Source organism: Shewanella hanedai (assembly GCF_007197645.1).
In the GTDB taxonomy this organism is placed as follows: domain Bacteria; phylum Pseudomonadota; class Gammaproteobacteria; order Enterobacterales; family Shewanellaceae; genus Shewanella; species Shewanella hanedai.
Genome location: NZ_VKGK01000001.1, coordinates 1 through 25014, shown reverse-complemented (window position 1 = coordinate 25014; position 25014 = coordinate 1). Strand labels below are relative to the sequence as shown.

Below are 25014 nucleotides of genomic sequence, written 5' to 3'. Positions count from 1 at the left end.
GAACGTGAATATAATTACCAGTGCTTTTCCACAGCGCAGAATGCGTCGCATGCGTAAACATGATTTTAGCCGTCGCTTAATGGCTGAAAACCAACTTTCGGTAAACGACCTCATCTACCCTATGTTTGTTCTAGAAGGTAACAACCGAACTGAACAGATCGCTTCTATGCCAGGTATTGAGCGCTACTCAATTGACCTACTGCTTAAAGAAGCTGAAGAGATTGTTAAACTAGGCATACCGCTCATCGCGCTGTTCCCCGTCACGCCGGCGGAAAAGAAAACGTTGTTAGCAGAAGAAGCCTATAACGCTGATGCATTAGCACAACGTGCCGTTCGAGCTCTAAAAGACGCGTTTCCTGAGTTAGGCGTAATGACTGACGTCGCATTGGATCCTTTCACGACTCACGGCCAAGATGGCATCATCGATGAAGATGCCTACATTCTTAATGACATCACCACTGAGATCTTAGTTAAGCAGGCCCTATCACATGCCGAAGCGGGTGCTGATATCGTTGCGCCGTCAGATATGATGGACGGACGTATTGGCGCTATCCGCCAAGCGTTAGAAGAAGCGGGTCACGTTAACACACAAATCATGGCTTATTCGGCAAAATACTCATCAAACTACTATGGCCCATTCCGAGATGCGGTTGGCTCAGCGGGTAACCTTAAAGGTGGCAATAAGCATAGCTACCAGATGGACCCAGCGAACAGTGATGAAGCCTTACACGAAGTTGCTCTCGATATTCAAGAAGGCGCCGACATGGTAATGGTTAAGCCAGGCATGCCGTACCTTGATATCGTTACTCGTGTTAAGCGTGAACTCGGTGTGCCGACTTTTGCTTACCAAGTCAGTGGTGAATATGCGATGCATATGGCTGCTATCGAAAATGGCTGGTTATCTGAAAAAGCCATCGTGATGGAATCTTTGCTTTGTTTCAAACGTGCCGGCGCTAATGGTGTACTGACCTACTTTGCTAAACGTGCCGCTCAATGGCTAAAAGAAGATCAGCTTAAATAATCTACCCTACCATTGAGCTAATTTAGTGAGCCGCGTTCATTGCGGCTTTCTTGTTTCGAATCCTTTTATAGCAATCAGTAGCTTCAAGTGTATCAGTCATCAAAGGTCGTCTTCATCAAGAATGTGTGACCTATACAACTAAATACAACATTGCACCGTGATCTAACTTCCCTTTACCAAGCCTCCTACTTCTCCCTACTACCTCTAAATGATTAAATACAGATACAAAGCCAGACGAGTCATTTCCATCAGTTTGAGGTATTATCATGACCAACAACATCAAAGCATTACTTGCCACTACCGCCCTCTTTTTTAGCTGCCAGACTCTTGCCAGCAGTGGTTGTGCATTCGAAGATAATCAAGGTGGCTTAATTGCCACATGCAATGAGGAGATACAGGAAGTGATATTAACTGGAACTGTAGCAACACAAACCATGCTTGAATTGGACGATTTCTCGAAAGGCTATAAAGAATACCAAGTCGATACCGCCGCGATCACACCATTAAAGAATCTAAAAGAAGCAACTGAGATTGTGGTGATTATCGGCACATGGTGTGGTGACTGTCACCGTGAGACACCACGCTTAATCCGCATCCTCGAAGAGGTTAACAACCCAAATATCAAGGTGACTTATATCGGGGTCGACAGAGCTAAGTCGGATCCAGAAGGACTCGCGGCGCAATACGAGTTCACACGTATTCCAACCATTATTGTGAGTCAAAATGGTGAAGAACTAGGTCGTATTATCGAACGGCCAGAAACTTCTCTGGAGATAGACTTGGCCAAGATCCTGAACTGATTGTTGGTCAGTTATAAACAAAAAGGCACTCAATGAGTGCCTTTATTACCTCTTAGCATAAACTATTTAGAATTCGTAGCGCGCTACCACTGAGAAGAATCGCTCTTCCTGACGATCCGTTGTCATACCATAGTCAGGGTTAAGCTCTAAACCTGAAGATGTATCTGCATAACGTGCTCTCTCTTCATTCACGTTAATTGCAGAATCAGAATTTAAAACATTGTAAACAGTTCCTTTGATAGAAAAGTCACCATCAAGAATATCTGTCATATAAGTCAGTGATAAATCGATATTAGTAACCCAAGGTAGATTACCCGCAGTGCCACGTGGTGCAGGATTACCATTTTCATCATAGTGTGAAGCTTGGTCGTAGTAGCGGCTTATACAGTCATCCCAAGGACTCCCAGCTGTACAACTACCCACACCATCTGGATGCTGTGAGAAATAACTCTGAGGGCGACCCGAAGTGACTCGAGTAACAAAACCAAAGATTAAATCTTCAGTAATGTTATATGCACCACTCACTTTAAATGCATGAGTATGGTCATTTGGTAGATCACCACTTGAGTGATCCATTAGGTCGCCATAATCGTATGATGTCGTCCAACCTGGATCAGCCTGATTATTATCGGTTTTAACTAGACCTTCTGTATTACCATAGCTATTTGACCATGTGTACGATGAGTTAATACGTAAATCATCTGTCACAGAACCATCCAAAGTAAATTCTAACGCAACATACTTACGTTCAGCTTCAGGCAATGCCATCTCTTGTGCAGTTAAGTTAATGTTATCTACTTGGCCATCGCCATCGAAGTCATATGAAACACCAACATCTTCACCTGGATTAAGCAGTACATAATAAGAGCTCTGGCCAACATTATCTTCGATACCTAACTCAGCAAGTTTCTTAGATAAAACAGGACCAATATCAGTGTCTTCAACACTACGTCCTAAATCACGATAAATACCACGCACACCAGCAGTCATCGTTTCAAAAACTTCTTGCTGATATCCTAGAGTAAACTCGTCTGAGTACATTGATTTAAGAGATGATGATGCTATCAAGCCTGGTTCAGTAATACCTTTTTGACGATCCCAACGATCACGAAGCATAGCACCACGGCTTGGCGAACCGTCGGTATTAATAACGGGGTGTCCATCTGCATCGACTTGATCAAGTTCTGAATACTCAAACCACTCAATAGAAGAGGAGCCCTGTGTAATGTTCATATTCGCAGAAACTGGCTGGAAATAACGACCATAGGTTGCGAATACTTTCGATTCACCATCACCAAATACATCATAAATAGCTTGAATACGTGGTGCAAATTGATTATCCATTTCCACATACGCACGACCATCAGAAACTGTGTTTTCAAACTCGCTATAGCGTAAGCCAAGATTTAACACTAAGTTATCAGTTGCCTGCCAAGAATCATTAATATAAAACGCAGTAGAGGTCACATCCGAATCAGTAAAACGTTCACGTACACGACGTTCAACATAGTCTTCACCCTGAGTTTGACCAGAGTTATCATCAGCACCAGCCGTGTAGATTGACCACCAACCTTGTGCATCACCAATACCGTTTTGAGACGAAGAATAATCAACTTTAACCTTGGTATAATCAACACCAAATTGAATTGAGTGATCTTCTAAATCCAAGCTGAAATCAATTCTAGCTTGGTCACGAGTGTAATGCTCTTCTGATACTGACGAGTTAGTATGTTGGCTCAAAGTCGAAAAACCATCACGATAATCCCAAACACCAGGGTTTGCTGACGCCACAACATTTTCAACATCTTCTTGTACTCGACCAATAACAGCTGAAACTGAGAAAGCATCAGTTAAATAACCGTTATAATTCAAGCTATACACTTTACCACCATCTTCACCTGGTGCATTTACGCCTTGCTGTTCACCAACAATATTGGTTTCCCAATCATAAGCATACGTTTGATTTGTCCATGTACGCTTGTTATTCATTGCAGAGAAGCCAATTGAATGGTCATCTGACATGTACCAATCTAACTTTGCAAACCAGCGGTCTTCTTCGCGATCTCGACCGCCTTTAGTTGTTTGTCCAGCCCAATCTTGAGCTTCTCGTCTTGGTGCAAACAAACCATAGAAAAATAGAGAATCTTCAATAATTGCACCACTTGCCCATAACTGTAGCTCTTTAAAGTCATAGCCATCTTGTTGAGTATTAGTATCGACTTCACCATTTGATTGATAAATATTACTATGAGATGAACGTAAAGAACTTGGATCCCATCGTGCTTCAGCACCAAATTTGAATTCATTTTCACCCGATTTAGAAACAGCGTTTACAATACCGCCCAATGCGCCACCGAAATCAGGACTAACACCACCTGTTTTTATCTGTGTCTGGGATATCGCCTCCCAAGGTAGACGAATTGAGCCTAACCCCGTACGAATGCTTGTTACATTCAGCCCATTAAAATAGTAAGCATTTTCAGCCGCAGATGAACCACCAAAACTAGATGCACCATCAAAATTTGAACCACCAGGAGCTGCAGTACCCGGTGCAAGCAACGCAATGCTTTCGAACCCTGTATTAACAGGCATAGTTTGTAGCTCATCTTGACTAAAAGTTAAGCCTGAGGTCGATGATGCCATGTCTACACGACGGATCATGCTGCCCATTACAGCAATGCGTTCAACATTGTCGGCACCAGCCGAATATAACTGACTATCAAGAATAACTGATTGCCCGATACTAACTTGAACACCATTTTCTTGGTTCTGCTCGTAACCATCTTTACTAATCGTAATATCGTAATCACCGATAGGCACATTACGTAAAAGATAATCACCTTTATCATTAGTTTCTACTTTAAAAACAAGACCCTTGGTCTTATGTTTAAGCGTGATAGTCGCATTAGATAGGTTACTACCTGAAGCGTTTACAATATGACCTTTTACAATACTCGTATCGGCAGCCATAGCCGCTGGGGCAGATATAAATAACACTGAACCTACGGCAAGAGCCGCTAGCGTCTTTTTCGGCGAAAATCGTATAAGCGCATTACTTCTAGACATGATTTAGTCTCCCTTAAACTTTATCTAAGTAAGCACTTGGCAAAATATTATTAGTTGATTTTGGTGTACCAAACACCAAGTGCAACAAAAACATAACATGAACCACATATTATATACAATCTTCAATATCCAAAAAATATGTATACTATCTAAACAAAGAGAGATTAGAGTGACAAAAAAGCTACGAATGAGTCGGTAAGTTGAGGACAGCTAAAAAGAATGGAGAATAGGTTAAATCTATTATTGCGATGAAAAGTATTCATGTTAGATAGAACACAAAGACTTATCATATAAATATTGAGAAATAGAAGGGAACTAATAGCTAAAAATGATATTGCTGTTTCAGAGATTGTCTAATTGCTGTTGAGATAACATCTGTAGCACACCTTCTCTGAGCGCTCCACCGGATAAATTCAAACTCTTAATATCCAGTAATTCAAACAGAGCCAGTAGAATCGAAACGCCAGCAGCAAAAGTGGGCGCTCTTTCCAAATGAAGACCTGAGATGGCTAACATTGAAGGATCTGCTTGGGATAACACCTCTTGTTGAAGTGTAAGAAGCACATCCAAGGTGATTGTCGCTGACTGCTTTCTGTGATTGAGTAACTCAACCACTGATTGTACGCTGCCCGAGGCGCCTACAACACAATGCCAACCTAACAATTTAAGTTCGCTCAGATAATCACCAAGCACAGCTTTGACTTCCGCTTTTGCTTCATCAAAATCTAACTGCTGAAAAGGAAAAGAGCTAAAGAATTTGTCGTTAAAGGTGACACAACCAACCGCTAAACTGGTTTTAAGTAAGACTTTATCACCATCACCGATAATAAATTCGGTACTCGCACCGCCAATATCGATAACTAAGCGTCGCCCCTCTCCCTCTGTAGTAGCAACCATGCCTTGATAGATAAGTTCAGCTTCACGCATACCTGAAATGATGTCTATGGGGTGATCTATAATGGGGAGTGCACGTCGGCAAAAATCATCAGAATTAGCTATATTTCTAAGCGTTGCAGTGGCAATAATCGCAATATTACCTGCTGACACAGACTCTTTATCGAGCATATCACTAAACATGGCTAAGCAGTCGAGACCACGTAATATCACCTCTTCGCTTAGGGACCCATCAGTTTGGATCCCTTCGGCAAGACGTACTTTACGTTTGTATTTAGCAATAACTTTTGGCTGGCCTGCCGAGGTTTCAGCGACCAGCATATTAAAGCTATTTGAACCTAACGTAATAGCAGCATAGCGAGCTGTCGACATCAATTATGCTCTAAGAGTGTCTACGGGTTGTGTCGTGACGACGCGGAGCGTTATTACGATTACCACTTCGATTTCCACTTTGTGGACGTCCTGAACCTGAGCGCCCTTGTGGACGAGTGTTATGCTTTCTATGGATGCGAATAGGCGCTGGAATATCTTCCAACAAGGCTTCACTGTCATAGTTAACTACAGGAATCGAGTGAGTAATATACTCCTCAATTGCAGGTAGGTTGAGTGCATACTCTTCACAGGCAAAACTGACCGATACACCTTTTTTACCAGCACGACCTGTACGGCCGATACGGTGAACGTAATCTTCACAGTCATCAGGTAGGTCATAGTTATACACGTGAGACACATCTGAGATATGCAAACCACGTGCAGCCACATCGGTAGCCACTAAGATGTCTAATTCACCTGTAGTAAACTGCTCAAGAATACGAATACGTTTCTTTTGCGGTACATCACCTGTTAGCAAACCAACACGGTGACCGTCACCCGATAACCAAGACCAGACATTTTCACAGCTGTGCTTAGTATTTGAGAATATGATCGCCTTTTCTGGCCAATCTTCCTCTAGCAACGACAGCAACAACTTCATCTTATCTTCGGTGGATGGATAGAAGATCTCTTCTCTGATATTTTTAGAGGTTTTTTCGTTAGGCGCGATAACGACTTTCTCTGGCTCGTTCATGTGATCGTAAGCCAATTCCTGCACTTTCATTGATAAAGTCGCAGAAAACAACATATTCAAACGCGATTTAGCGTCTGGCATACGTCTAAAGAGGAAGCGGATATCTTTAATAAAACCAAGATCGAACATACGATCGGCTTCATCTAACACAACAGCTTGAATAGCACTTAAATTGATGATGCCTTGACGTACGTAATCGATAATACGACCCGTGGTACCGATGAGAATATCGATACCTTTATCCAGCACTTTGCGCTGAACATCATAACTTTCACCGCCATAAACAATACCGACTTTTAGGCCTGTGTGTTTTGCGAGTAAAGTTGCATCTTTTGCGATTTGGATAGCCAATTCACGAGTAGGCGCCATAATCATCGCTCTAGGCTGATTAATCTGACGTCCTTCAGGAACTGGAGTAGAAAGAAGATGCTCAAAAGTCGCCACAAGAAAAGCTAATGTTTTCCCTGTTCCCGTTTGGGCTTGGCCAGCAATATCTTTTTTCTGTAATAGAATAGGTAAAGATAGGGCTTGAATAGGCGTACAAAATTCAAAACCGCTCTCGTTTAGTGCTGTTTTTATCCCTTCATTAAGAGAAAAGTCGGCAAACTTTTGATTTGATAAATGTGTTTCGCTCATAGCGGCAGCATACCAGTTAGGGTTGCAATAAGAAACTCAATCGTTTGAAATAGCGACTAATAATAAAAACTAGCTTTAAAGGCGAAAAATTATGCCTTGAAAAGTTATTTTTCAGTCCCAATATACAGGTTAAGCCATTAACAAACCAGCAATGGCAACCTAACTGGAGAACATCATGAGCGACAAAATAGTACATTTAAGTGACGACAGCTTCGAAAATGACGTAATCAACTCAACACTACCTGTAGTCGTCGACTTTTGGGCTGAGTGGTGCGGACCATGTAAAATGATTGCACCTATCTTAGATGACGTTGCTGAAGAGTATGCAGGCAAAGTGACTATCGCTAAAATGAATGTCGACAGTAACAGTATTTCACCAGCTAAATATGGTGTTCGTGGGATCCCGACGTTACTTATATTCAAAAATGGTGAGCTTGCCAGCACTAAAGTCGGTGCTCTTTCTAAAACTCAGCTTAAAGAGTTTATCGACGCTCAACTTTAATACGCTATTTATTGGTTCTGCGATCTAGAAATATAGCCCGCGGATCCAAGTTCAGTATATGAAAGTGACCGCCGACACATCTTATTCAATAAATTGTGTCGGCTTTAGCTAAAAACCTAGACGCACAGCCACTATAGTGCTACTTTAATAACCAGACCTATTTCTAATTAACCACATCTCGCTATTCGTTCAATATCCCATCGTTTTATGACAATTGAATCTAAATAGCCTTATCTCGCATAAAAAGACCCTCCAAGATGAATTTATCAGAACTAAAAGACACACCGATTTCAGACTTAGTTTTACTTGCTCAAGAAATGAACGTTGAGAACCCTGCTCGAGCACGTAAACAGGACATTATATTTTCAATCCTTAAAGCCCACGCCAAAAGCGGTGAAGATATTTTCGGTGGTGGTGTCTTAGAAATTCTGCAGGATGGTTTCGGTTTCCTTCGTAGTGGTGACGCCTCTTACCTAGCTGGTCCAGATGACATTTATGTCTCTCCAAGCCAGATCCGTCGCTTCAGCTTACGAACAGGTGATTCCGTTTTTGGTAAAATTAGACCACCTAAAGAGGGCGAACGTTATTTCGCTCTTTTGAAAGTATCTGAAGTCAACTTTGACAAGCCAGAAAACTCCCGCACAAAAATCTTATTCGAAAACCTTACCCCACTCCATGCTGAAGAACGCATGAGAATGGAACGTGGTAATGGTTCGACTGAAGATATTACTTCACGAATTCTCGACCTATGCTCACCAATTGGTAAAGGTCAGCGTGGTTTGATTGTTGCACCGCCTAAAGCGGGTAAAACACTATTACTGCAAAACATCGCCCAAAGCATCGCCTACAACAACCCAGATGTTGTGTTGATGGTTCTGCTTATCGATGAGCGCCCAGAAGAAGTGACCGAAATGCAACGAATGGTTAAAGGTGAAGTTATTGCTTCTACCTTCGATGAGCCAGCAAGCCGTCACGTACAAGTAGCCGAAATGGTTATCGAAAAAGCTAAGCGTCTTGTAGAGCACAAGAAAGATGTTGTTATCTTACTCGACTCAATCACACGTCTAGCACGTGCTTACAACACCGTTATCCCGTCATCTGGTAAAGTACTTACTGGTGGTGTTGATGCTAACGCACTACACCGTCCTAAGCGTTTCTTCGGTGCAGCTCGTAACATCGAGCACGGCGGAAGTTTAACGATTATCGCTACTGCACTGGTTGATACAGGCTCAAAAATGGATGAAGTCATCTACGAAGAGTTTAAAGGTACAGGTAACCAAGAGTTACACCTTTCTCGTAAAGCCGCTGAAAAGCGTGTCTTCCCTGCTATCGACTTTAACCGCTCTGGTACTCGTCGCGAAGAGAAGCTTACAACACCAGATGAACTTCAGAAAATGTGGATTTTGCGTAAAATCTTACACCCAATGGATGAAGTCACAGGTATGGAATTCCTTATCGACAAATTGGCAATGACCAAGACTAACGAAGAGTTCTTCACCGCGATGAAACGCGCTAAGAGCTAATAGGTTCTAGGTTCTAGGTTCTAGGTTCTAGGTTCTAGGTTCTAGGTTCTAGCAAAGCATAAAGAAAAGCCGCACTCGTTGCGGCTTTTTTGTGTCTAGAACACTTATGAAGTTTTACCAAGGACGGTATAAGAACTTCGTTATGTCAGGACAGCTTGTAATAAAGCCCTATTGGAATTAACCAAGAGCCTTTGATACTTCCTTTAGCTTTAGCTCACATCTCTCCCTCAACATATCCCTTAAAAGCAAGATGACAGGGGTAACATGCTCTCTTCCTGGGCACACTAAATAGAGATCAGCCGACTCTCCCTCATGATCGGTCAACATGGGTATCAGCCTGCCACTGATGATATCTTCACCTAAGTCCAATGAAGATTTATAGACAACTCCCTTGCCAGCAACAGCCCAACGGCGCGCAATATCAGCATCATTACAGCTTCGTTTACCTGTCACTCTCGCTTTGAGTTCACGCCCATTGTGAGTAAAACTCCACAGGTCATGAGTACGCTCATCTAACATAAAGAAAAGACAATCATGTTCAGCAAGTTGTTCGATTGACTCAACCCTTCCTCGCCTTGCGATATATTCAGGAGACGCACACAGCACACGTTTAGCAGAGCAAACTTTAAAAGCGACTAACGAAGAGTCTTTTGGGGTTCCAGAGCGCAGGGCGACATCTATCTTGTCGTGATAAAAGTCCGATAAAGTATCACCAATATGTAACCTTAGCTTTAACTCTGGATACTCATCCATAAAACTATCCAGCCAAGGAAGTAACACATTTCGTCCCACATCCGACGGCAGGGCAAGCTTAACAACCCCAGAGATTTTCTCCTTCACATCATCAATGGCCTGCTGACCTAGCGCCAAGTCAGTAAGCGCTTTGCGGCAATGAATAAGGTAACGCTCACCGGTGTCAGTGAGTCTCAGGCTGCGAGTACTGCGGATAAATAGACTCGTCTCAAGCTGCTTCTCTAAGCGTTTTAGTGACGCACTGGCTGACGCTGATGAGATGTCCAATTCCGTCGCAGCCGCGGTAATACTGCCGCAATCAGCGACTCGAACGAAAAGTTTGAGATCATTTATCTGCATATTGTAAACCTAAGAATCAATTAACAGCCATGCTATGGGCTCTTAGCCCAAAAAGAAAGCCTGCGATTAAAGCAGGCTTTCTATCTCACACGACATGCTCATTAAACCAGCGCAACGGCCATCTTGCGGCGTAGATACGCGATTTGTTGCATGTGAGGCAGATCTTTAGGGCAGTTATCTTGGCAACCCAATAAGGTCATGCAGCCAAATACGCCATCTTGATTACCAATAACATGATAGAAATCCTCCACACCTCGCTGATCTCGACTATCAAGCTCAAAACGAGCCAGCTTCATCATACCGACAGCGCCTACAAAGGTCTCGCGCATCTGCTTAGTCGCACACGCTGACACACACACGCCGCATTCTACACAACGCTCGAGTTCATAGAGCTTAGCGGCCTCTTCCGGTGCCATGGGTGCTTCGAGACGGTGCACATCCACATCATCCAGATTCGGGTGCAGCCAGAGCTTTAACCGCTCAGCAAGTTCACGCATAAACTTACCCGTGTTCACTGACAGATCGCCAATCAACTCAAAGCCGGGCAATGGCATCAAGGTGATCTCACCTTTAGGATATTTACTGGTCAATGTGCGACACGCCAAGGTTGGAAAGCCATTGATCACCATGGCGCAACTGCCACAGATCCCAGCACGGCAGACAAAATCAAACTGCAGCGAGCTATCTTGTTGTTCACGCAATTGATTGAGCGCAATAAACACCGACATTCCAGGTGTCTCTTCAATCTGATACTTAACCATCTTAGGCTTGTCGCCGCTCTGTTGCGGATCATAACGAAAGATATTAAACGTTAATGTGCGACCTTGACTCATCATCCTTGTTCTCCAACTGGCATTTCGTTGCTCACTGTTCTATTTAACCGTTCATTTTTAGCCATTAATGATTCTGGGACGTTAAATGGCATCAAAGCATGCTGGCGTTGATGTCTGTCTGCATCATCACCAAGCTGACTTAATATTTGTGTGATCTCATGTTCACGCTTATCAGTATCAGGATGCGCTATCGCATTATTAATACCATAACCACGGTATCCTGGAGGCAACTCCATCTTCATCACATCAAGCTGCTCATAGCTCAACTCAGGTGAAAGCGAGTTTTCATCTGGCCAACTGGCTAAGGTACGGTTGAGCCACTCTTTATCATTACGCTGGGGAAAATCTTCTCTAGCGTGCGCACCACGGCTCTCTGTACGAGCGGCTGCGCCACATGCGACAGTGAGTGCCACTTTAAGCATACGCTTCACCCTTAACGCTTCGACGAGTTCAGGATTGGCATGGCGTTTCTTACATTTAAGCCCTAAAGATTTAGCACGCTTGAGTAACGCTTGTAGCTCAGACACGGCCTTTTCCAGCTCGGGGCCATTACGGAAAATCCCCACATAAGCCATCATGATCCGTTCCATCTCTTTTCTTAATACGAAGGGATTTTCGCTGCCCTCGCCCTCAATGAGCTCGTCTATTTCACCACGCACTTTCTCGACAAAAGACTCAATCAAGCCCGTGTTAACTTCTAAGCTGTTTTCCTCACAGAAATCGGCCACATACTTGCCAATAATCATTCCACCAACCACAGTTTCGGCCAATGAGTTACCACCTAATCGATTGAACCCGTGCATGTCCCAACAGGCCGCTTCACCTACGCTAAACAAGCCTTTTAGTTGTGGATTCTGTCCGGTTTTATCGGTGCGTATGCCACCCATAGAATAATGCTGTGTCGGACGAACGGGGATCCAATCTTTAGCAGGGTCTATACCTAAAAAGCTCTCACAAATCTCTTTAACTTCACGCAGGTTGGTCTCCACATGCTTACGGCCCAACAGCGTAATATCCAGCCATAGATGCGGACCGTAAGGGCTATCAACACCTTTGCCTTTACGCATATGCTCAGTCATTCGGCGTGACACCACATCACGGGAGGCTAGCTCTTTCTTTTCCGGCTCATAATCTGGCATAAAACGATGGCCATCTTTATCTCTAAGCAGGCCGCCATCACCACGGCAGCCCTCTGTAGTCAAAATGCCCACGGGCACAATGGCAGTCGGATGAAACTGCACCGCTTCCATATTACCGAGCTTAGCCACACCGGTTTCCAGTGCCAATGCTTGGCCTATTCCCTCACAGATAATGGCATTGGTAGAGACCTCATAAATACGCCCATATCCTCCTGTGGCGATGGTGGTCGACTTGGCGATATAAGCCCTCAACTCACCCGTTATCAGACAACGAGCAACCACACCTTGGCAACGCTTGCCATCGTGGATTAATGAAAGTGCTTCGACACGTTCATGCACTGGGATCCCTAACGAGATGGCTTTATTGTCGACGGCGTATAGAAGAGAGTGACCCGTCCCGTCGGCGGTATAGCAGGTTCGCCATTTTTTGGTGCCACCAAAATCGCGTGCATTGATAAGGCCATGGGCTTCTTCGGCTTCTTCGATGGTGACTTTTTCGGCATTAACCACGACCTGACGCGGCCCCTTAGTCACGCGAGTCCAAGGTACGCCCCAGTTAGTGAGCTCGCGTACCGCTTTTGGCGCGCAATGAGCAAACATGCGTGCGATCTCTTGATCGCAGCCCCAATCCGAGCCTTTAACCGTATCTTGAAAATGGATATCTTCATCATCCCCCATCCCCTTAACGGTATTGCCTAAGCTCGCCTGCATGCCGCCTTGAGCTGCTGCAGAGTGCGAACGCTTAGCTGGGATAAGTGACAGCACTACTGTATCTAATCCACGCTCTTTCGACGCGATAGCCACTCTGAGGCCTGCCAATCCCGCACCGACCACCAAAGAATCCGTATATATCAGTTTCACACTTGCTCCTTTATAAACCCAAAATAGACGCTAACGGCCTCTACGCCCCGCACTTTCAAGTGCCGGGACATAAATTTCAGGTCTTTATTATTTTTATTAATCAATAGCGAAGACATTTAATGGGGTATGTATGGCTCAACTGGAATCGTTAAATCAGCGCCGATAAAGAGGTATGACACCAAGCTCAACATACCAATGGTGAGTAAGTAGATGATCATAAATTTAGCCACTTTACGTAAACCTGAACGGTTGGCAGTGAGCCCCCATTTAATCGCCACACGATAAAGGCCAATCATGGCGTGGATAACCACCGCAGGTAATAAAAGGGCATAGAGTAACCATGCATTGTCTAGATACACTCGCTCAGCAGAGAGATTTGGCCCAATTTCCGGATTGGTGATCATGGTAAATATATGCACAGGGGCTAAAAAGAATAAAATAAAACCAGTAACCAGCTGCCAGAACCAAGCATGAGTATCTTTATGATTAATACCATTCATATGGCGTCGCAGTGCGCGCCATTGGCCCAGTTGAGCAGGAAAGCGTCGCAATGCCACTGCGGCATGCAGGATGACGACAAGGAGAATGAATACAGAGAAAATCTGTGTAAGAACAGGGAAACCATGCCCAGACTCGCTAAACATCCCTCCCTCTAAAATCTGTACCACCTGATAAAAAGCCTCTTTACCAAGTAAAATACTCGATTCAAAATGCAGATGAGCCAATAAAAAACACCCCAGTAATAATCCTGTCGCACTCTGTATTTTATCGGCTCTTGCTGACCAAGGGTGTCCAGCTAAGCCTGGAATACTCGATGCAGGAAGTAGGGTTTTGATTGTCATTTTTATTATCACGTCTAATGTTGGCTACTATACCCAAACAACTTCAAGATGCAGGATTCAGCATGTCGAGAAGTGACAGAGTTCAAGGTATGAAATTGTAGGACTAGTTATTCTAATTCAATATTTCATAACACAGAAAAATGTTGCTTCTCGCCATGCCCTTCGGGAGTTCCCGTAGAATCCCTGCACTGCGTTAGTGATATCGACAAGGGAATAACCATTATCCTCAATCACTGCCTTGTTCAGCTATCCTACGGGAGCTCTGAAACGAGCATCTTGAGGTAGCTTGGGTATATACAATCCAAACACCTTAGCAAGAAGATCTCCCCTGAAATAAACCCCCTCTATAAATCGTGATAAAGCTCACTCGCTAAGCGGTGTTTTTTTGAACTTCGTCACAAAGAATTGATACACAACAAAACAAAGGTAATACCAATTAACCAGTGTAATTCAAGTGGTTACGAGAAGATTTAAAACAATATCTTGATAGCCTTATTGTTTTATCATTCAGGCTCATACGAGAAAAAATGCAAATTTATTACCCTACTCCTTATTTGGTCTCACTCTTTAAATGCCTCATGGTACAATACACACATTGCAGCACTTACTTTGAGATGATCCCAATGCCTTGGATCCAGTTAAAAATTGATACCGACAATGAACACGCCGACACGCTAAGCGATCTACTGATGGAAGTAGGATCACTGTCTATTACCTTAGAAGATGGTAAAGACACGCCAATTTATGAGCCGACTTTGGGCGAAGCGCCACTGTGGAACCACACTGTTCTCACCGCCCTATTCGAAGCCGATCGTGATTTGAACATAGTCGTAGAAGAGCTAAAGTTACTGCCATACCTAGGCAATGATTTCAGCTATAAGATTGAGCAAGTAGAAGATAAAGATTGGGAACGCGAATGGATGGATAACTTCCACCCGATTAAGTTTGGCGATCGCTTATGGATCTGCCCAAGCTGGCGCGAAATCCCAGACCCTACTGCCGTCAATATCATTCTCGATCCTGGTCTTGCATTCGGTACTGGTACCCACCCAACCACCGCATTGTGTCTTGAATGGTTAGACGGTTTGAACTTCGACAATAAAGAAGTGATCGATTTTGGTTGTGGATCAGGAATTTTAGCGGTTGCCGCACTGAAACTTGGCGCAACCAAAGTGACAGGTATTGATATCGATTACCAAGCTATCGATGCATCTAAAGCCAACGCAGAGCGAAATGGCGTAGAAGATCAACTCGCACTCTACCTTCCAGAAGACCAACCAGCCGATCTTAAAGCCGATATCTTAGTTGCCAACATACTTGCAGGCCCACTTAGAGAATTAGCCCCACTTATTGCAGAGAAAGTAAAACCAGGCGGTCTACTGGCATTATCAGGCCTCTTGCAAGAGCAAGCACTGGAAGTTGCCGAGTTCTATACTCAATGGTTTGATATGGATGAGCCTGCTCACAAAGACGAGTGGAGCCGCTTGACAGGAATACGTAAATAGCGGTAACGGCAGCACACCCTGTGCTGCCAATGACTTCTTGGCATCCAAAAGTCAAGAAAAAAAGTTTCTCTCAGGTTATTTATTGACCTTTTCACCAGCGCAAAAAAGTCGTACTATAGCGCCCCTTTGAAGCTCTAGGTATGTTGATAATGCAAATTGGACCCTATCACCTGAAAAATCAGCTGATCGTGGCACCAATGGCAGGTGTTACAGACCAAGCCTTTAGAAATCTTTGTCTTCGATATGGTGCTGCCATGGCGGTATCAGAGATGCTTTCATCAAATCCCGATGTTTGGGACACAGAGAAAAGCCGTCAGCGCATGCTTCATGCTGGCGAAGATGGGATACGATCAGTACAAATTGCAGGCGCCGATCCTGAATTGATGGCCAATGCCGCTGTTGTCAACGTACAACAAGGCGCACAGATCATCGATATCAATATGGGGTGTCCTGCAAAGAAAGTGAATAGAAAGCTAGCGGGTTCAGCATTACTACAAGATCCTGTGCAGGTAAAAGCAATTTTACAAGCCGTGGTCGCAGCAGTGGATGTACCTGTAACACTGAAAATTCGAACTGGTTGGGCTCCAGAACACAGGAACGGTGTTCAAATCGCCCAGATAGCTGAAGATTGTGGTATCGCCGCGTTAGCCGTACATGGCCGAACTAGGCAGTGCATGTATAAAGGTAATGCTGAATACGACACGATTAAGGCTATTAAAAAGAATATCTCGATCCCTGTTATAGCGAACGGAGATATCCTCACCCCAGAGAAGGCACTTTTTGTGCTCGAACATACGGGAGTTGATGCTCTTATGATAGGACGAGGCGCCCAAGGACGGCCTTGGGTTTTCCGAGAAATTCAACATTACCTGGAAACGGGTAACAAGCTAGCGCCTGTTGAGGTGGATGAAAAGCGTCGTGTGATGCTGGAACACCTTAAAAACTTATACTCGCTTTACGGTGATTATAAGGGGATCCGTTTCGCTAGAAAACATGTTGGATGGTATTTGGACCAAGATGAACAGCGTCCATTCCGCGCCGAATTTAATCGGCTGGAAACTGTTGAAGAACAAGGTTCCATGGTGGAACGCTATTTTGACGAAATTGCACAGAATTAATTAAAGAGCAGAATACGAATGTTTGATCAGACTACTAACACAGAAACTCATCAGCTTACTGTTGGCAAAATTGAAACAGCTAACGGTACTATCAAGCCTCAGTTATTACGTGATGCAGTAAAACGCGCAGTCACTAACTTTTTCGCCCAAATGGACGGACAAGAAGCTGAAGAAGTATATGAAATGGTGTTAAGCGAAGTTGAAGCGCCTCTGCTAGATATCATCATGCAGCACACTCGCGGTAACCAGACTCGTGCAGCAAACATGCTAGGTATCAACCGTGGTACTCTGCGTAAAAAATTGAAGAAATACGGCATGAACTAAGACTCACGTCTTAGGTTGTTGTATGAAAACGGGTTTTCCAGCAATGGAAAGCCCGTTTTTGTTATGTCTATTTTAAAACACTAATTTTGAGTCAATGCGAAAACATTCTATGATGGCTATGTTTACTATTTAGCCCGTGGAACACTCATTACATGAACAAGCTTACCGCCATACTCTTATTGCTTCTCCCTCTCGTGACATCGGCTAACACTCTCCTGTTACCATTGCCAAACCTGCCTGAGCCTGTGACCAATAATGCAATAGCGTTGGCGACGAGTGAGGGAGATGACTATCTGTTTAGCTTTATGGGGCTTAGCTCAAGTAAAGACTATCAAGCCATACACAATAAAGCTTGGATGTTTAAGCTAAGTGATCCAAAGGCTCAATGGCAAACGTTACCCAATGTGCCCCATATCGAAACGCTCCCAGGGCGACTCGCCTCGATAGCAATTGGTGTTAAAGACAGTGTGTATATTTTTGGCGGCTATACCGTATCAAAAGATCATCACGAAGTATCTACATCAGACAACTACCGCTACGCACTCAAAGATAACACCTATACTCGAATCGCCGACATGCCTGTTGCCGTCGATGACACTGCGGCTTTCAACTATCAAGAAAGGTACATCTATCTGTTTGGCGGCTGGCATCAGCATGGCAATGTAAATTTGGTTCAGGTCTACGACACCCAGACCAATCATTGGTCTCAGGCAACACCTATTCCAGCACCCGCTGTTTTTGGTCAGTCTGTAGCAGCCGTGAACAATGAACTCGTTCTCTGCGATGGCGTCACTGTAGAAGCAAAACTCAATCAAGCAAGAGGCTTTACCTCATCACCAGTCTGCCTATATGGGAAGATCCAAGCCGCAAATCATCTTAAAATAGACTGGCAAGCACTGCCCCACTACTCACTAATCTCATCTTCTTTACAAGATCGAGACTCAACCGCTAAACGTGCTCCCGAAGCGCACTACCGTATGGCAGCTATCGGCGATGCACCTAACCAGCAACTCATCTTTATGGCTGGTAGCAACAATCCATACAATTACAGTGGTATTGGCTACAACGGTCAACCAAGCGCACCATCAAATGCACTCCATCGCTTTGATCTAAAACATCACACTTGGCTGACTCCTGTACATGTAGAGCAATCCAGTATGGATCATCGCGGCCTTATTCTTTATCAAAAGAACCTATTAAGAGTCGGCGGCATGCTGGAACAGCAGTTGGTCTCCGATGCCGTCTTAACAACGCCGATTAATGATCTAGCGCAAGAATAATGTGATTACCCTAGTGTTTTAGTCGGGAATAGATTGCACCTTACCAGCGCTGCCAATATGATGCATTAAAACATGCAAATATTTAGCAGCTTTGGAGTGTGTATGAACCTGACCCATCAATTGAATGTTTCCCTATCTGAGCAACGTGTCGGCAGTCTTGTTGCCGCAGACTTTCGCTATGCCCACGTATTTAGCCAGTTTGGTATTGATTTTTGTTGCGGTGGGGGACGCACGTTAGCCAGCGCTTGCGACAAAGCTAACGTTGAGCTATCGAGCGTTGAAAGTGAACTAACAAAGCTTGATCTACAAGGTCAAAAAGAGGATGCCCTCAATCTACTACCCGTTTCTGAACTCATTGATTATATAGAGGCTAAACACCACAGCTACGTGCGTGAGAAAGCACCTCTGTTGATTGAGTACAGTCAAAAGATGGTACGTGCACACGGCGAACACCATGCAGAGATCAAACCATTCGCAGGTTGGATCCGCGCATTAGTTGATGATCTAACGCCCCACTTAATGAAAGAGGAACAGATCTTGTTTCCTGCTATTCGCACCATGGCGGCGGGTGAAGTGGTCAACGGCTGCTTCGGCCATATCGGCAACCCTATCAATGCGATGCAACATGAACATGATGACGCAGGAAAAATACTTGAGAAGTTGCATGAGTTAACCAACGACTTTCAGCCACCTGAACATGCCTGCACCACATGGCGAGTCTGTTACGCCACATTGGCAGAGTTTGAAGCTGACCTAAAACAACATATCCATCTTGAGAACAACATTCTCTTCCCTAAAGCACTAGCTTTAGCCAATTAATATTTATCTAAATTTGTAATATCAAAAAGCCAGCTATTGCTGGCTTAGTCATCTCAAACTCCATTCTACAATCTCTGTGTTTATCACCCAACTTTCAAAAGGGCTTACTACCGTACAGCGTCTTTACATACTAAAGTTGTATTTTGTTAATCGATAAAAATAAGTGTCAAAAAAACGCCATTCATAAGAACACCGCAAAGTAACAAATAATCAACATATAACACTATTTAGCACTAATAAACAGAGAAATAAACTAACGAAACACCCCTTAACAGTGTTACTAACTTCACTGCATTACTCGCCGCGTCAAAAATAAAACTCAATTAAAACCAATGAGTTGATAGAGAATGTTACATAAGTTAACATCTAAAAATCTATACTTGCCTTAGCTGCTACCCTTCACTATTTCATGTTTACAAGGCAACAACTTTAACACTCAATTTCTTGGAGTTTTCGAATGGAATCACTAGTTACGACACAAAATGGACAGGTTGTACTTGTTAGCGGCAAGGTCACGAGAACATTAGATGGCATCACTAAAACGATCTCTTCAGGCGAAGCACTGCCCAGTGCAACAACACTGTTTATTGAAAACGGTGCTCAGATAGAAATTCTTTATGAAGATGATTCCACATATTCAAATACAGACTTTGAAGTGCCATTTGATACCAGTGCACTTGATGAAATTGAAGCACTCCAAGCTTTAATCGCCTCGGGCGACGATCCAACCTTAGATCTCCCAGAAACAGCAGCGGGTGAAACCAGTGGTAGTGAAGGCGGCTCAGGCTATATTTCAGTTGCGCGAAGCGGCGATGAAACATTGGCAAATTCTGGCTTCAATACTTCATTCGAAAACTCAACACCACTGACAACTAACTTGTCTTTGGGAGAGCTCGCACCAGAATCAAGCAATAGCTTCAACATCGCCCAATTTAGCGATAACTTTGTCAACGGCATCGCCTATAGCACCTCTTCAGGCTTAAACGGCTTTACTGGCGATATGGGGAGTGATGGCTCCTTTGCCTATAATCCTGGCGACATCATTACGTTCAGCATAGGTAACGTGATTATTGCTAGCTTTAGTGCTGATGCAATACAGGGCACGATATTGTTCCTGCAAGATATCGCTGGGACATCCTTATCTGATACCAACATGAACTATGTCGAAAACATGGCCATCTTCCTTCAGGCTCTAGATAACGATCTTAGCGATGGCACCGACGATGGAACGTTACAAACTAACTCACTTCTTAATTTAGATGCCAGCTATGCGTCTAATATCAATATCGTTTTTGCTATCCATGAGCTACTCAGTAACTACATCGACCAAACGACTGGCGAGCCCTTAAATCTTGCTACTGCTGGTAAAGAGATGCTGTCGCTTGTTCTCGCTGAATTAGGTATTGTTTTTACTCGAGAAAGCGAACTATCTAATGATGGTCAGAATGTTTTCGAAACCTTAGCAATGGAACATGTTACTGACACGATTGATGCGCTAGCTGAAGATAGAACACCTATCTCGCACGACAATCGTACTGCAGATGTTCTGGATGTTCCGGGTGGCTTAATAACGTACAACTATAATGAATTAGAAGGGAAAATCACTTTTTCCGCCAACGATTTACTTGTAGGTGCTACTGGCCATCAGGTCACCACTGAGAATTTGATTGTTAGTAATGTACAACTCAATGCAGAATTTGCAGGCATAGGGACATTAGTTGATTTAGGTAATGGTAATTACGAGATAATTCTAAATGAAGGTATTACTCAATATGACTTAGAAGGATTGAGTATTGATTACCGTGTAGAGGATTGGACCGTTTCTCGTGACATAACCTCGAACACTCAAGATCAGTACAAATCTCACCTTTCAGCTGATATTCCTGATGTATTTGAACAAGATGGTTTTAATCAATTCAGCCTTAACAGCGAATTAATCTTTACCGAAGATTCGCTGCTGGAAATTAACTTCACCAGTGAACTATTAAGTGAACAGCTAGGTTTTCCTGTCGCTGAATATGCTGATGATTACTTGATACCAATTGAATACTCTAATGATGGAGGCGTCACTTGGCAGACAATGACAGTCACTTCCATCGATTATAGTGGCAGCATTCCCCGCCCAGTATTTGGTTTCGTATTAGAGGCTGGTAATAGTAGCGTATTAATTCGTATCCCTATTTTTGATGATGCAGCCATTGAACCCACTGAGTTTTTCCATGCAGTCGTAACGGGTGAAAATGTTTACGATGAAACCTTAGAATTTGCGATTTTTGATAATGATGCAGATGGTACTAATCTACCACTTATCGATATCAATTATGCCCTTGTTGTCGAAGGAATGGAGTTTGCTGTCTTTACGCTGACACTGAGCGAGCCTAGCACAGAGATCATCACGGTTAACTACAGTACTGCCGAGCTTTCAGCACTCTTTGGTGAAGACTTTATTGCAACAAATGGAACGGTTACCTTTCTACCGGGGCAAACAACCGCTTACATTAACATTCCAATCGTAGATGATTTAATCGTTGAAGGCAGCCCAGAATTTGCACTCATCAATCTCACAGATCCTGTTAATGCCGTTTTAGTTGATGCACAAGGTACACTTCGTATCTTTGATAATGATAGCCCTTCAAATACTGCCATTAGCATAGACTTAGCACCTATTACTGGCGACAACATAATCACAACGGCTGAAGGCCTGCAACTCATTACCGTTACCGGAACTGTCGATGCAGATCCATCGATCACGCTTGCGATCATTACAATCACCATTAACGGCGTAACTTACCAAACAGAGATGAACGCAGATGGCAGCTTCTCCATTCAAGTTGATGGCGCTGAATTGGTTAATGATTCGGATACAAGTATCGAAGCAGTTGTGTATGGATTTGGCAATAATGGGGAGCAAGGCACTGCAACCACCTCTGAAAGTTATGACATCGAATCAATCCTAGAAAATGATGCAACAACCATTACAGAAGATGGCGTAGCAATAGGTAATGTATTAGCAAACGATTCAGATATCGACAATGCACTTACCGTTGCTAGCTTTGAAGTGAACGGTGAAACCTTTACCGCTGGGACGACTGTCGAACTTGAAGGCGGCTCATTAGTCATCAATGAAAATGGCAGTTACACCTTCACCCCAAATGACAACTGGAACGGCGCTGTTCCTGTTATCACTTACACCACAAACACAGGCTCAACTGCCACATTAACCATTGAAGTCAATGCCGTTGATGACCCAAGCATTGTGGTAGATGACAACAACACGATCGATGAAGATGGCGTAGCTTCAGGCAATGTATTAGCCAACGATTCTGACATCGACAGCGACTTAATTGTCATTAGTTTCGAAGTTGAAGATGTGAGCTATGATGCTGGTTCAACAGTCACACTAGATGGTGGAACTTTAGTTATCGAGCCCGATGGCTCTTATACCTTCACCCCAAATGACAACTGGAACGGCAGCGTTCCTGTTATCACCTATACCACTAATACCGGGTCAAGCGCGACACTGACTCTAGAGGTCACGCCAGTCGCTGATGGCGCCCCACAAGTTACTATCACAACGGACACCAATAATGATGAGCTTATCAGTAATGCCGAGCTTAATGGTGACACTGAGATATCTGTCACTATTGGGTTAGAGGGCACTGGAGCCAATGTCGGTGATACGTTAACGGTTAACGGTACTGAAATAGTACTCACGCAGGAAAATATAGATACCGGAACTGTTGATATAACCCTCCCAGCTCCAGGCGAAGGAGAAGATATTGTTGTTGAAGCCACTATTACGGATCCAGCCGGTAACGTATCCCCACCGGGAACAGACTCTGCAACACTAGATACCACGGCACCAGATGTTGCCATCACGGGCATCACTGACGACACGGGCAGCTCAAGCTCAGATTTTATTACCAACGACAACACCTTAGTTTTCTCAGGTACTGTCGACTTAGGCGATACCAGCACACTCGTCGTCAATATAGCAGGCACCGATTACACCACTGCCAATGGCCTAGTGATTGATGCCGAGGGCAACTGGAGCATCGACCTCACTGGCACCACTCTGGTCGATGACACTTATGTCGTCACAGCTACCGTCACTGATGTCGCCGGCAATACCGATTCCGCCACACAAAATGTCGTTGTCGACACAAAAATAGATCAAGATGGGGATGAACAAACTGTCGCTATCACCAGCATCACTGACGACACCGGCAGCTCAAGCTCTGATTTCATCACTAACGACAACACCTTAGTCTTCTCGGGTACCGTCGATTTAGGCGATGCCAGCACACTCGTCGTCAATATCGCAGGTACTGATTACACCACAGATAGCGGTTTATTGATTGATGCTGAGGGCAACTGGAGTGTCGACCTCACTGGCACCACACTGGCCGATGGCACTTATGTCGTCACAGCTACCGTCACCGATGTCGCCGGCAATACTGATTCAGCCACACAAAATGTCGTTGTCGACACCCAAATAGATCAAGATGGGGACGAGCAAACTGTCGCTATCACTAATATTACAGACGACACTGGCAGCTCAAGCTCAGATTTCATCACTAACGACAACACCTTAATCTTCTCGGGTACCGTTGATTTAGGCGATGCCAGCACCTTAATGGTTAACATCGCAGGCACCGATTACACTACCGCCAATGGCCTAGTGATTGATGCCGATGGCAACTGGAGTGTCGACCTGACAGGCACCACTTTGGCCGATGGCACTTATGTTGTTACAGCTACTGTTACCGATGTGGCTGGCAATACAGATTCGGCCACGCAGAATGTCGTTGTCGACACCCAAATCGATGAAGATGGGGATGAACAAACTGTCGCTATCACCAGCATCACTGATGACACCGGCAGCTCAAGCTCAGATTTCATTACCAACGACAACACCTTAGTATTCTCGGGCACCGTTGATTTAGGCGATGCCAGCACCTTAATGGTTAACATTGCAGGCACCGATTACACTACCGCCAATGGCCTAGTCATTGATGCACAAGGTAACTGGAGCATCGACCTCACTGGCACCACGTTGGCCGATGGCACTTACTTGGTCACGGCTACCGTTACTGATCTCGCTGGCAATACAGATTCAGCCACGCAGAATGTAGTGATTGATACCCTCCTTGTCGATCAGCCAGTGGTCATAATTAACACCGATATAAATAATGATGAGCTTCTATCACGAGCTGAAATGTGGGGCCAAGACGGAGTCGTAATATCCGTGGATATCGATGAAGCACTCTTTGAGCTTGGCGGTTCCGTCACGCTTCAGATAAGTAATTCAGGTCAAGTAACCACAGTAGAGCTGCAATTAGTTAATGGCGAACTACAATTTGCCGACGGCACTGCTGCAACTGATTACCTTTATGATTCAGAAACAGGGCAGATCTCTTGGTTAGAGAACAAACCAGGAGAAGAGCAGAGTATTACAGTTATTGCGACGCAAACTGATGAAACTGGAAATACATCTGGGGAAGGCTCAGATACGGCAAAAGTTGATACTAGTGCACCCAGCGTTATCGTCAACATTGTCGATACGTTATTAACGGTTGGTGAGACCAGCGACGTGACCTTCACCTTCAGTGAAAAAGTCATGGGCTTCACCCTCGATGATCTCACGGTTGTCGGCGGCACGGTAACCGCCCTGACGACCAATGATGGTGGCC

Annotated in this window: 17 protein-coding genes; 10 read left to right on the top strand and 7 right to left on the bottom strand. The window is 44.2% G+C overall.

Annotation, left to right across the window (positions count from 1 at the left end; translation table 11 throughout):
* Positions 1-4: 4 nt before the first annotated feature.
* Positions 5-1021 (top strand): porphobilinogen synthase, encoded by a 1017-nt coding sequence (gene hemB / locus FN961_RS00085; RefSeq protein ID WP_143562516.1) that lies wholly within the window; start codon positions 5-7, stop codon positions 1019-1021.
* A 266-nt stretch (positions 1022-1287) separates the two neighbouring features.
* Complete coding sequence (locus FN961_RS00080) at positions 1288-1821, top strand: DUF6568 family protein (RefSeq protein WP_143562515.1); 534 nt, start codon at positions 1288-1290, stop codon at positions 1819-1821.
* 66 nt (positions 1822-1887) lie between these two features.
* Here the strand turns inward: FN961_RS00080 and FN961_RS00075 are convergent, their stop codons facing one another.
* The 3 genes from FN961_RS00075 to rhlB all read right to left on the bottom strand — a co-directional run bounded on the left by FN961_RS00075 (position 1888) and on the right by rhlB (position 7483).
* Positions 1888-4887 carry a TonB-dependent receptor gene (locus FN961_RS00075; RefSeq protein ID WP_143562514.1) on the bottom strand — a complete coding sequence of 1000 codons (3000 nt, stop codon included), beginning with the start codon at positions 4885-4887 and terminating at the stop codon, positions 1888-1890.
* Positions 4888-5229: 342 nt separating this feature from the next.
* Positions 5230-6153, bottom strand: coding sequence for a Ppx/GppA phosphatase family protein (locus tag FN961_RS00070; protein ID WP_143562513.1), 924 nt, complete (start codon positions 6151-6153; stop codon positions 5230-5232).
* 10 nt (positions 6154-6163) lie between these two features.
* Positions 6164-7483, bottom strand: a complete 1320-nt coding sequence (gene rhlB, locus FN961_RS00065) for an ATP-dependent RNA helicase RhlB (protein WP_143562512.1) — start codon at positions 7481-7483, stop codon at positions 6164-6166.
* A 175-nt stretch (positions 7484-7658) separates the two neighbouring features.
* On the opposite strand from rhlB, the gene trxA reads away from it, so the two are divergent.
* A complete protein-coding gene (gene trxA, locus FN961_RS00060) occupies positions 7659-7985 on the top strand; it encodes a thioredoxin TrxA (RefSeq protein WP_143562511.1) in 327 nt (108 codons plus the stop codon).
* Between the two features lie 257 nt (positions 7986-8242).
* Positions 8243-9508: a transcription termination factor Rho gene (rho, locus tag FN961_RS00055; RefSeq protein ID WP_143562510.1), complete on the top strand. Its 1266-nt coding sequence runs from the start codon at positions 8243-8245 to the stop codon at positions 9506-9508.
* A 177-nt stretch (positions 9509-9685) separates the two neighbouring features.
* On the opposite strand, the gene FN961_RS00050 is transcribed toward rho, so the two are convergent.
* The 4 genes from FN961_RS00050 to FN961_RS00035 all read right to left on the bottom strand — a co-directional run bounded on the left by FN961_RS00050 (position 9686) and on the right by FN961_RS00035 (position 14275).
* Positions 9686-10600: a LysR family transcriptional regulator gene (locus FN961_RS00050; RefSeq protein ID WP_143562509.1), complete on the bottom strand. Its 915-nt coding sequence runs from the start codon at positions 10598-10600 to the stop codon at positions 9686-9688.
* Between the two features lie 101 nt (positions 10601-10701).
* Positions 10702-11433: a fumarate reductase iron-sulfur subunit gene (locus tag FN961_RS00045; RefSeq protein ID WP_143562833.1), complete on the bottom strand. Its 732-nt coding sequence runs from the start codon at positions 11431-11433 to the stop codon at positions 10702-10704.
* The gene (locus FN961_RS00040; RefSeq protein ID WP_143562508.1) at positions 11433-13433 is read right to left on the bottom strand and encodes a fumarate reductase flavoprotein subunit; all 2001 of its coding nucleotides are present in this window, start codon (positions 13431-13433) and stop codon (positions 11433-11435) included. The genes FN961_RS00045 and FN961_RS00040 overlap by 1 nt, the downstream gene beginning before the upstream one ends.
* A gap of 116 nt (positions 13434-13549) precedes the next feature.
* The gene (locus FN961_RS00035; protein ID WP_143562507.1) at positions 13550-14275 is read right to left on the bottom strand and encodes a fumarate reductase cytochrome b subunit; all 726 of its coding nucleotides are present in this window, start codon (positions 14273-14275) and stop codon (positions 13550-13552) included.
* A 623-nt stretch (positions 14276-14898) separates the two neighbouring features.
* On the opposite strand from FN961_RS00035, the gene prmA reads away from it, so the two are divergent.
* The 6 genes from prmA to FN961_RS00005 all read left to right on the top strand — a co-directional run.
* Complete coding sequence (gene prmA / locus FN961_RS00030) at positions 14899-15780, top strand: 50S ribosomal protein L11 methyltransferase (RefSeq protein ID WP_143562832.1); 882 nt, start codon at positions 14899-14901, stop codon at positions 15778-15780.
* Between the two features lie 149 nt (positions 15781-15929).
* Complete coding sequence (gene dusB / locus FN961_RS00025) at positions 15930-16898, top strand: tRNA dihydrouridine synthase DusB (protein ID WP_143562506.1); 969 nt, start codon at positions 15930-15932, stop codon at positions 16896-16898.
* An 18-nt stretch (positions 16899-16916) separates the two neighbouring features.
* Complete coding sequence (gene fis, locus FN961_RS00020; RefSeq protein ID WP_005496187.1) at positions 16917-17222, top strand: DNA-binding transcriptional regulator Fis; 306 nt, start codon at positions 16917-16919, stop codon at positions 17220-17222.
* A gap of 152 nt (positions 17223-17374) precedes the next feature.
* Positions 17375-18502, top strand: coding sequence for a Kelch repeat-containing protein (locus FN961_RS00015; RefSeq protein ID WP_143562505.1), 1128 nt, complete (start codon positions 17375-17377; stop codon positions 18500-18502).
* A 102-nt stretch (positions 18503-18604) separates the two neighbouring features.
* Entirely contained in the window at positions 18605-19321 is a 717-nt protein-coding gene (gene ric / locus FN961_RS00010) for an iron-sulfur cluster repair di-iron protein (protein ID WP_143562504.1), read from the top strand.
* Between the two features lie 457 nt (positions 19322-19778).
* The coding region (locus tag FN961_RS00005) for a retention module-containing protein (protein ID WP_143562503.1) at positions 19779-25014 on the top strand (5236 nt) is incomplete at its 3' end.